Source organism: Gemmobacter sp. LW-1 (assembly GCF_001303875.1).
GTDB lineage: Bacteria > Pseudomonadota > Alphaproteobacteria > Rhodobacterales > Rhodobacteraceae > Gemmobacter > Gemmobacter caeni.
Genome location: NZ_LJSC01000051.1, coordinates 368,183 through 378,038 on the forward strand (window position 1 = coordinate 368,183; position 9,856 = coordinate 378,038).

The 9,856-nt window shown below is 64.2% G+C and carries 8 protein-coding genes; 7 read left to right on the forward strand and 1 reads right to left on the reverse strand.

The window, feature by feature from the left end:
• Positions 1-25: 25 nt before the first annotated feature.
• Positions 26-3,418: an indolepyruvate ferredoxin oxidoreductase family protein gene (locus tag AO684_RS15810; protein ID WP_152968448.1), complete on the reverse strand. Its 3,393-nt coding sequence runs from the start codon at positions 3,416-3,418 to the stop codon at positions 26-28.
• 174 nt (positions 3,419-3,592) lie between these two features.
• Between AO684_RS15810 and AO684_RS15815 the strand changes: the two genes are divergently transcribed.
• From AO684_RS15815 to AO684_RS15850, 7 genes are all read left to right on the forward strand, one after another.
• Positions 3,593-4,486, forward strand: coding sequence for a LysR family transcriptional regulator (locus AO684_RS15815; RefSeq protein ID WP_054303680.1), 894 nt, complete (start codon positions 3,593-3,595; stop codon positions 4,484-4,486).
• Between the two features lie 261 nt (positions 4,487-4,747).
• Positions 4,748-5,326, forward strand: a complete 579-nt coding sequence (locus tag AO684_RS15820; RefSeq protein ID WP_054303681.1) for a DUF6151 family protein — start codon at positions 4,748-4,750, stop codon at positions 5,324-5,326.
• Between the two features lie 68 nt (positions 5,327-5,394).
• The gene (gene purL, locus AO684_RS15825; protein WP_054303682.1) at positions 5,395-7,557 is read left to right on the forward strand and encodes a phosphoribosylformylglycinamidine synthase subunit PurL; all 2,163 of its coding nucleotides are present in this window, start codon (positions 5,395-5,397) and stop codon (positions 7,555-7,557) included.
• The gene (locus tag AO684_RS15830) at positions 7,554-8,051 is read left to right on the forward strand and encodes a GNAT family N-acetyltransferase (RefSeq protein ID WP_152968440.1); all 498 of its coding nucleotides are present in this window, start codon (positions 7,554-7,556) and stop codon (positions 8,049-8,051) included. Before purL ends, AO684_RS15830 begins: the two co-directional genes overlap by 4 nt.
• 29 nt (positions 8,052-8,080) lie before the next feature.
• A complete protein-coding gene (locus AO684_RS15835; protein ID WP_054303684.1) occupies positions 8,081-8,323 on the forward strand; it encodes a BolA/IbaG family iron-sulfur metabolism protein in 243 nt (80 codons plus the stop codon).
• Positions 8,324-8,635: 312 nt separating this feature from the next.
• Positions 8,636-8,995, forward strand: coding sequence for a Grx4 family monothiol glutaredoxin (gene grxD / locus AO684_RS15845; RefSeq protein ID WP_054303686.1), 360 nt, complete (start codon positions 8,636-8,638; stop codon positions 8,993-8,995).
• 76 nt (positions 8,996-9,071) lie between these two features.
• Positions 9,072-9,856, forward strand: a 785-nt coding sequence (locus tag AO684_RS15850) for a hypothetical protein (protein WP_161806021.1), incomplete at its 3' end; no start/stop codon positions are given.

The window sequence follows — 9,856 nt, forward strand, 5'->3', positions numbered from 1 at the left end:
CAGAAAGGTTACAACGCGATGACGCTCAGGCCGCCAGACGCGGCGCGCTGTCACCACCCGCGCGAATTTGCGCGATCAGATCGGCCCGCCGTCTGGACGCCTTTTCGGCGTTGGCCGTCTTCACCGGACCATAGCCGCGAATCGTCAGCGGCAGCTCCAGCAACTCACGCAGCAGAGGTTCCGTCGCGGGGGTGCACAGGGGCAGAAGCGCCGCCATGTCGCCCTCGTATTCCGCGATCAGCGCGCGTTCCATACGGCGTTCGGGGTGGCGGCCGAACGGATCGAGGGCGGTGCCGCGCAGACCCTTCATCCGGGCGAGCAAGCGGAACAGCGGCAGCACCCAGGGGCCGAAGGCGCGTTTCTTCGGCCGGCCATCCGCCCCGGTGCCGCCAAGGATCGGCGGGGCGAGGTGGAAGGTCGGGCGCAAACTGCCCTCAAGCTGTTCCTGCGCCTTCGCCATCGTTTGCAGATGCAGCCGCGCGACCTCGTATTCGTCCTTATATGCCAAGAGCTTGTGATAGCCTTTTGCCACAGAGTCGCGCAGGCTTTCCGGCGCCGCCGCCACCGCCGCCAGATAGCGCGCGGCCAGCTTGTCATCCTGCCAGGCGCGCAGATGATCGGCACGGAAGGCCACCGGATCGACCTGTGGTTTGGCCTCGGGCACCAGCAGCGCGGCGGCCTCCTGCGGTTTCTCGGCTGCCCAGCGGCCAAGGTCAAAGGCGCGCAGATTGGCCTCCACCCCCGCGCCGTTCAGTCGCACCGCCTCGCGCAGCGCCGCCAGCGTCAGCGGCACAAGCCCCGCCTGCCAGGCCATGCCCAAGAGCACCATGTTGGAAAAGATCGAATCCCCCAGCGCCACGCGCGCCAGTTCGGTCGTGTCGATGAACCGCACCGCCTGTTGCAGCCGCGCCTGAAGAGCGACGCGCAAATCCTCTTGCGGAATACGGAATTCGGTGTTGCGGGTGAACTCGCCGGTCACGATCTCATGGTCGTTGACCACGGCTTTCGTGCGCCCCGTGGTCATCAGGCCCAGCGTCTTGGCCCCCGCCGTCACCACAAGATCACCACCGATCACCGCATCGGCCTCGCCCACCGCCACGCGGATCGCCGAAATGTCAGCAGGCTTTTCCGCGATACGGCAATGGATATGCACGGCTCCGCCCTTCTGCGCGAGGCCCGCCATCTCCATCATGCCCGCGCCCTTGCCATCGATATGTGCGGCCATGGCAAGGATGGCGCCAATGGTCACCACCCCGGTTCCGCCGACGCCGGTGATGACGATGTTATGTGTGCCATTGATCACCGGCAGCACAGGTTCGGGCATGTCCGGCAGGTCCAGCGCCTTCGCAGCCGCCTTGCGCGGCTTTGCACCCGCCAGCGTCACGAAGGACGGGCAGAAGCCGTTGAGACAGGAAAAATCCTTGTTGCAGGACGACTGGTCAATCGCGCGCTTGCGGCCCAGTTCAGTTTCCACCGGCACCACGGAAACACAGTTCGACTGCACGCCGCAATCGCCACAGCCCTCACAGACATCGGTGTTTATGAACACCCGTTTATCAATCTCGGGGAAACTGCCCTTCTTGCGGCGGCGGCGCTTTTCGGCCGCACAGGTCTGCACATACAGCAGCACCGAAACGCCCGGCACGGTGGCAAGGTGCTTCTGCACCACCTCCATCTCGTCGCGGGTATGGCGCGAGATTCCCGCCGGAAACTTCGACAGATCAAGGTCTTCCTTGGGGTCATAGACCAGCGACAGATGCTTGACGCCCATCGCCAGCACCTCGCGGGCGATGCGGTCGGGGGTCAGGCCGCCCTCGTTGAACTGCCCGCCGGTCATGGCGACAGCATCGTTGAACAGGATCTTGTAGGTGATATTGGTGCCCGAGGCCAAAGCAGCCCGGATCGCCTGAACACCTGAATGGTTATAGGTGCCGTCGCCAAGATTCTGGAACACATGTTCACGTTTGGAGAACGGCGCCTCGCCGATCCAGTTGGCCCCCTCGCCGCCCATATGGGTAAAGCCCTGGGTAGAGCGGTCCATCCATTGCACCATGTAGTGACAGCCGATCCCGGCATAGGCGCGGCTGCCTTCGGGCACCTTGGTCGAGGAATTATGCGGGCAGCCCGAGCAGAAGTAGGGCAGACGCGCCGCAAGATCGCGGGCATTGTCCGCACGTCGCGCCTCGGAAATCCGGGCCAGCCCGGCCTTCACTGCCTCAGTCCCGCGCCCTTCTTCAATCAGGATGCCGCCGATCTTTTCGGCGATATGCAGCGGGTCCAGCGCAAAGCGGGTCGGGAACAGTTCCTCATGTGTGCGGTCATGTTTCCAGCCCAGCACCCGGCGACCGCGACGATCGTCGAAGATCGCCTCTTTCACCTGCACCTCGATCAGCTTGCGCTTTTCCTCGACGACGACAATGACCTCCAGCCCCTCGGCCCAGTCGTGGAAGCCCTTCATGTCCAGCGGGAATGTCTGCCCAACCTTGTAGGTGGTGACGCCCAGACGCTCGGCCTCAGTCGCGTCGAGGCCCAGCAGGCTCATGGCATGGGTCAGATCGAGCCAGTTCTTGCCCGCCGCGACGAAACCGATCCGGGCGCCGGGCTTGCCCCACATGCGCTTGTCCATGCCGTTGGCATGCGAAAACGCCTCGGCCGCGAAGCGTTTGAAGTCGATCATCCGCGCTTCCTGAGCGACAGGCGTATCGCCCAGACGAATGTTCAGCCCGCCCTGCGGCATGCGGAAATCGGGCGTGACAAAGCTCAGACGGAACGGGTCGCCATCGACCACCGCCGTCGCCTCCACCGTGTCCTTCATGGTTTTCAGGCCGACCCAGAGGCCGGAAAACCGGCTCAGCGCCCAGCCGTAAAGCCCGTAGTCCAGCACTTCCTGCACGCCTGCAGGGCTGACGACGGGCATATAGGCATCGACCATCGCCCAGTCGGACTGGTGCAGCACGGTAGAGCTTTCGCCGGTGTGATCGTCCCCCATCGCCATCAGTACCCCGCCGAAGCGGCTGGTCCCGGCCATATTGGCGTGGCGCATTACGTCGCCGGTGCGATCCACCCCCGGTCCCTTGCCATACCACAGGGCAAAGACGCCATCATGCTTGCCCTCGCCCCGCAGTTCGGCCTGCTGGCTGCCCCAGATCGCGGTTGCGGCGAGATCCTCGTTCAGCCCCGGCTGGAACAGGATCTGCGCCGCCTCCAACTCGCGCTTTGCCTTGCTCATGGTCAGGTCGACCGCCCCAAGCGGCGAGCCGCGATAGCCGGTACAATAGCCGGCGGTATTCAGCCCCGCCGCCCGGTCCCGCGCCGCCTGCATCAGCATCACACGCACAAGGGCCTGCGTCCCGTTCAGCAGGACCGGAGATTTCGTCAGGTCATACCTGTCGGCCAGCGACACATCCTTGCGGATCACATTCTGCACGCCCATTGTGCACCTCCCTTGCAAAACGGTCATATCCGCCATGATAGGTCAAAAATGCTGACCTACAAAGCGGGAATTTCCGCCGGTTTGCCGTTTACAGGCACAAAAGCGTGACTATTTACCTGCGGAAATGTTAGCGGTGCAAAAAACAAGAAGAGTTTCACGATGGACTGGGACAAGCTCAGAATCTTTCACGCGGTTGCCGATGCGGGCAGCCTGACCCATGCGGGGGATACCCTGCATCTGAGCCAGTCTGCCGTCTCGCGGCAGATCAGGGCGCTGGAGGAAAGCCTCAATGTCACCCTGTTCCACCGCCACGCGCGGGGGCTGATTCTCACTGAACAGGGGGAATTGCTGTTCGACGCCACCACCGCGATGGTCAAACGGCTGGAAGCCACCGCCGCCCGCATCCGCGACAGCGAGGATGAGGTCTTTGGCGAATTGCGCGTCACCACTACCACGGGCTTCGGCACGCTGTGGCTGGCGCCGCGTCTGGTGAAGCTTTACCGCAAATATCCGGCGCTGAAGATCGACCTCATGCTGGAAGAGCGTGTGCTGGACCTGCCGATGCGGGAGGCCGATGTGGCGATCCGCATGAAAGAGCCGAGCCAGGCCGATCTGATCCGCCGCCGGCTGATGAACATTCGCATGCGGCTCTACGCTTCGCCTGAATATCTGGCCGAACATGGCACGCCCTCGACCATGGCAGATTTCAGCGCCCATCGCCTGATCTGTCAGCACGCGGGCACGTCGCAGGTGGCAGCGGGCGCCGCGCTGGTCGCGCAACTGATGAGCTATGACATCCCGTCGACCTTCACGGTGAACAACTACTTCGGCGTGCTGCAAGGGGTGCTCAGCCATATCGGCATCGGCGTCCTGCCTGACTACATCACCGAAGATTTTCCGCATCTGGTACGGGTGCTGCCGGATGTCGATTCAAACGAGGTTCCGGTCTTCCTCGCCTACCCCGAGGAGCTGCGGCATTCGAAGCGGGTTTCCGCCTTCCGGGATTTCGTGACCGAAGAGATCCAGCTTTTTCGTAAAACGCACCAAAATTAAGCACTTGCGGGGCATGTTTGGCCAGCCATGCAGCGAGCGCATGACGGCCATGCTGCACCTGCGGCATGATTGCCCTTGATCCGTGCGATCTGCCCACATAAATGGCGTCTTGAAGACGGCAATCGAGTTTCTCTCTTGTCGGCTTCATACCTCCCTGTTGGACTTGGGCCGAGCTTCTGCTCGGCCTTTTTTTTGCTCTGCCGATTATTCGGGCGGTTGCCTGCGGAATATGGCAGGCTCTCCCGCATGACGGAGGCACACATGACCAATCCCCGACAATTCCTTTGCACCTGCGGCACGATGCAGTGGGAAATCGCACCAACCGCCCCCGGCACGCATGTTGAATGCTACTGCGCCGATTGCCAGAGCTTTGTGCGCCACCTGAAGGCCGATGCGATCTGGCTGGATGCCCGGGGCGGGACCGAGATTTTCCAGACCCTGCCGCAGCACATCCGCTTCACCGCCGGATATGACCGGCTGGCGGCCCTGCGTCTGGGGCCGAAGGGGCTGATGCGCTGGTATGCGGGCTGCTGCGGTGCGCCCATCGGCAATTCGCTGCCGCATATGGGCCTGCCGTTCTTCGCGGCGATCCTGAAACCCGGTCAGGCGGGGTTCGGCCCGGTGACCTGCCATGCCAATACGGCTGCCGCACACAGCCCGGTGAAACCGAACGGCACATTCGGCGCCATCCTCGGCCTGCTGGCCCGCGCGCTTCCCGCGAAGATCACCGGAAGCTGGCGACAGAACCCGTTCTTTCGCGACAGCCGCACGCCCGCAGTGCGGCCTGAAATCCTCACCCGGGACCAGCGCAATGCCGCAAGGCCGCCCTCAGGCCGGTAACGGGCCTTTCCTCGGGCCGCGCCTTCCCCTAAAGAAGCCCGCATCACGCATCACGACAGGGCGCCGCCATGCAAGAACCAGCCATCTCTCCCGAGCTGATCGCCTCGCACGGGATCAAGCCCGACGAATACCAGCGCATCCTCGAAATCATCGGCCGCGAGCCGACCTTCACAGAGCTGGGTATCTTCTCGGCCATGTGGAACGAGCATTGCTCTTACAAATCGTCGAAGAAATGGCTGCGCACCCTGCCGACGACCGGCCCGCAGGTCATCTGCGGTCCCGGTGAAAATGCGGGCGTGGTGGATATCGGCGACGGTCAGGCCGTCATCTTCAAGATGGAAAGCCATAACCACCCGTCCTACATCGAGCCGCATCAGGGCGCGGCCACCGGCGTCGGCGGCATCCTGCGCGATGTGTTCACCATGGGTGCCCGCCCCATCGCCGCGATGAACGCGCTGAGCTTCGGCCTGCCCTCGCATCCGAAAACCGCGCATCTGGTGAAGGGTGTGGTTGAAGGGATCGGTGGTTACGGCAATGCCTTCGGCGTGCCCACCGTCGGCGGCGAGGTGCGGTTCCACCGCGCCTACAACGGCAACTGCCTTGTGAACGCCTTCGCCGCCGGCCTCGCCGATGCGGATGCGATCTTCTATTCGGCGGCCTCGGGCGTCGGCATGCCGGTGGTCTATCTTGGTGCCAAGACCGGCCGCGACGGTGTGGGCGGCGCCACCATGGCCTCGGCCGAATTCGACGAGACCATCGAGGAAAAACGCCCCACCGTGCAGGTCGGCGACCCCTTCACCGAAAAGCGCCTGCTGGAAGCCTGCCTTGAGTTGATGCAAACCGGCGCCGTGATTTCCATTCAGGATATGGGCGCGGCGGGTCTGACCTGTTCGGCGGTGGAGATGGGCGACAAGGGCGGTCTGGGCATCCGACTGAACCTCGACCATGTGCCGCAGCGCGAAGCGGCGATGACCGCCTATGAGATGATGCTGTCGGAAAGCCAGGAGCGGATGCTCATGGTCTTGAAGCCGGAAAAAGAGGCGGTGGCCCGCGCGATCTTCGAAAAATGGGATCTGGATTTCGCCATCGTGGGCGAGACGATCCCGGAAGACCGCTTCCTCATCCTGCACGGCAACGAGGTCAAGGCCGATCTGCCGCTGTCGAAACTGTCGTCCAGCGCGCCGGAATATGACCGTCTGTGGGTGGAAACCCCGACCGCCGCGGCGCTTGGCGATGTGCCCGCCATCGGTGCCATTGACGCGCTGCGCGCGCTGATCGGCAGCCCGACCTATGCCCATAAGGGCTGGGTGTGGGAACAATATGACAGCCAGGTCGGCGCCGATACCGTTGTCCGCCCCGGCATGGCAGCGGGCGTGGTGCGGGTGCATGGCACGGCCAAAGCGCTGGCTTTCACCAGCGACGTGACGCCGCGCTATGTGAAGGCGAACCCGTTCGAGGGTGGCAAGCAGGCGGTGGCCGAGGCCTACCGCAACCTGACCGCCGTGGGCGCCCTGCCGCTGGCCACCACCGACAACCTGAATTTCGGCAACCCCGAAAAGCCCGAGATCATGGGCCAGTTCGTCGGCGCCATCAAAGGTATCGGCGCGGCTGTGGCAGCGCTGGAAATGCCCATCGTTTCGGGCAACGTCTCGCTTTACAATGAAACCGATGGCCAGCCGATCCTGCCGACGCCGACCATCGGCGCCGTGGGCCTTCTGGCCTCGCTGGATGACCTGATCGCAGGCCGCCCCGCCGATGGCGATGTTGCGCTGGTGATCGGGGAAACCTTCGGCCATCTGGGCCAGTCCGCCCTGCTGGCCGAGGCCTTCGGGATCGAGACGGGCGACGCGCCGCATGTCGATCTGGAAGCCGAAAAGCGCCACGGCGATTTCCTGCGCGCCAACCGCAAGGCGCTGCGCGCCGCGACCGACCTTGGCGACGGCGGCCTTGCACTCGCGGCCTTTGAAATGGCCGAAGGTGCGGGCCTTGGCGTGGCCCTGGACGCAGGCGATATTCCGACGCTGTTCGGTGAAGATCAGGCCCGCTATCTGGTGGCCGCATCCGAAGCAGGCGCCGCCGCGCTGGAAGCCGCCGCGCTGACCACCGGCGTCCCGGTCCTGCGCGTCGGCCGTTTTGGCGGCGATACAGTCCACTTTGGCGCAGACAGCGCCGCGCTGGCCGATCTTTCGGCGCTGTATCGCGGTGCCTTCGCTGCGGCCATCGAAGGATGATCCGTGTCGCGCAGCCTTTGGACGCGGAATTCATCCGCGCCCTCTGGCTGCGCGCTGACAATCGCGTCTTCCTCGATCCCCCCGCCGAGGGCCAGATCGAGGAAGCGATTGCCGTTGGCGACCTGCTGCTCTGGCTCGATGCGACCGAACCCGTGGGCTTTGCACTGATTGTCGAATGGCTGCCCCGTGTGCTGGGACTGCGCGAATTTGCCGTGAGCCGCCCGGGCCTTGGCCGCCCCTTCCTGGAGGCGCTGATGACAGAGGTCTTCACCAGACGCCAGGCGCATCGGCTGGGCCTTGACTGCACCGCCGACAACAGCCGCGCCCTGCGATTCTTCGAAAGCGCAGGGTTTCAGCGCGAGGGCGTCTGGCGCGAATGCTGGCAGCGCCCCGGCGGGGACTGGGTGGATTGTGTCTTTATGTCCATGCTGGAACGCGAATGGCAGACACGCGGCCCATGGCCACCGCTTGCAGCCCCCGTCCGCTCGTCCTAGATTGGACGGGAAGGACAGGAGACACCCACATGCCCATGGAAGGCAAGGACATCGAGGCGCTGATCCGGGAATCTTTTCCCGATGCGCAGATCACCATTACCGACCTCGCCGGAGACGGCAATCACTGGGCGGCCGAGGTGGTGGACGCCAGCTTCAAGGGCATGAACCGCGTGCAACAGCAGCGCGCGGTCTATGCCAGCCTGAAAGGCAAGATGGACGGGGCGCATGGCGAATTGCATGCCCTCGCCCTGACCACCAAGGCGCCGGAGTAACAGGCGTGACGCCGAAACTCTGGTTTCTGGCGGTTCTGCTCGGGATCGTGGCGCTGGTCTGGCTGTCCCAGATGCGGCGGCGGGGCAGATACCGGCCCCTCGCCCCCCACGAGGAACCGAAAGTTCCAGACCACAAGCCAGAGCTTGGGACAGAGGCGATAGACCACGCAAGTTTCGCGGCAGCCATGGCCCGGAACGACGCACTCACCCGGAGAGCGAACCACATCCAGCGCAGGATGCTTCGCCGGATCAGACAGACAGATTAACGCTTGAGACCGGGGCAAGGCCCCAGCGATGCAAAGGAACCGCAAGATGAGCGCGCAGGACCAGATCCGCGAGACGATCACCAAAAACGACGTGGTGCTGTTCATGAAGGGCACCAAGATGATGCCGCAATGCGGGTTCTCGTCCCGTGTGGCGGGTATCCTGAATTACATGGGCGTGGATTTCGCCGATGTGAATGTGCTGGCCGATGCCGAGATCCGTCAGGGCATCAAGGATTTCTCCGACTGGCCGACCATTCCGCAGCTTTATGTGAAGGGCGAATTCGTCGGCGGCTGCGACATCGTGACCGAAATGACCATTTCGGGCGAACTCGACACGCTGCTGGAATCGAATGGCATCGGCTTCAACAAGGAAGCCGCCGACAAGATCCGCGAGGCGAATGCCTGAGGCGCATTTTGCGTTGACCTTCAGGTCAAAGCCCTGAACCCTGTCCGCAGTGATTGCAGACAGGGTTTTTCATTTCATGGGGATCGAAGCGATTCTGGCGGCCATTGCCGCAGGCTCGGCGCTGCTGTTTCTGGCCTTCGCCCGGCTCAGCTGGAAATGGACGGTGGCGGCGGCGGGCGCCGCACTGTGGCTGGTGGTGGCCCTGGTGATGACCGGAAACCGGACCGATGTGTTCGAGCCGAACCTTGCCGCCGCCGCTGCGCTGGCCCTGCCGCTGGGGCTGGGGCACCTGCTGCTGCGGCTGGTCTATCCGAAACTGAAGGGGCGTGACCGCGCGCTGGCGGTGCCGGTCCTCTCGGCTCTGGTGCTGGGGGTCGCGCTGATCGCGGCGGGAAGTCTGTGGCGCACGGCTGACTGGTGGCTGGGCCTGTCCGATGCCCCGGTTGCGCGCAGCACCGCGGATATCCGAGCCCTGCTGGAAGGCCCGCGCGGCGCCTATGTGAACGGCTTTCTGCTGGAGGGGCGTGTGGCGCCTCTGCCCGCGCCCGGAATGGCTGCGGCGGAGGTTATCCGCCTGCCCTGCAATGCCCGTTCGGGTGCCGTGCCCCCCGGGAACAGTAACGTCAAGTCCCGGCTGCCCGGCCTTGTGCACCTTGAACTGACTGATGGTCCAAGCGCGCTGCTGCACCTGCCCGCGAAATCCCGCGATTACGGCGACCTGCCACCGCTGGAGGACGGGTTCGGCGGCTGCGGGCTCAGGGGCGGTATGCTGGCGACGATCTGGTATGAACAGCCGGGTCGCGCCATCAGCAACGGCGCCACGGTGGCCTCTGCCATCGGACCCAGGCTTGTCGAGGCGGG

What these genes read in the sequence shown, in the direction of transcription:
- AO684_RS15815 (WP_054303680.1), top strand. Translation starts at nt 3,593, where the DNA reads ATGGACTGGGACAAGCTCAGAATCTTTCACGCGGTTGCCGATGCGGGC.
- AO684_RS15820 (WP_054303681.1), top strand. Translation starts at nt 4,748, where the DNA reads ATGACCAATCCCCGACAATTCCTTTGCACCTGCGGCACGATGCAGTGG.
- purL (WP_054303682.1), top strand. Translation starts at nt 5,395, where the DNA reads ATGCAAGAACCAGCCATCTCTCCCGAGCTGATCGCCTCGCACGGGATC.
- AO684_RS15830 (WP_152968440.1), top strand. Translation starts at nt 7,554, where the DNA reads ATGATCCGTGTCGCGCAGCCTTTGGACGCGGAATTCATCCGCGCCCTC.
- AO684_RS15835 (WP_054303684.1), top strand. Translation starts at nt 8,081, where the DNA reads ATGCCCATGGAAGGCAAGGACATCGAGGCGCTGATCCGGGAATCTTTT.
- grxD (WP_054303686.1), top strand. Translation starts at nt 8,636, where the DNA reads ATGAGCGCGCAGGACCAGATCCGCGAGACGATCACCAAAAACGACGTG.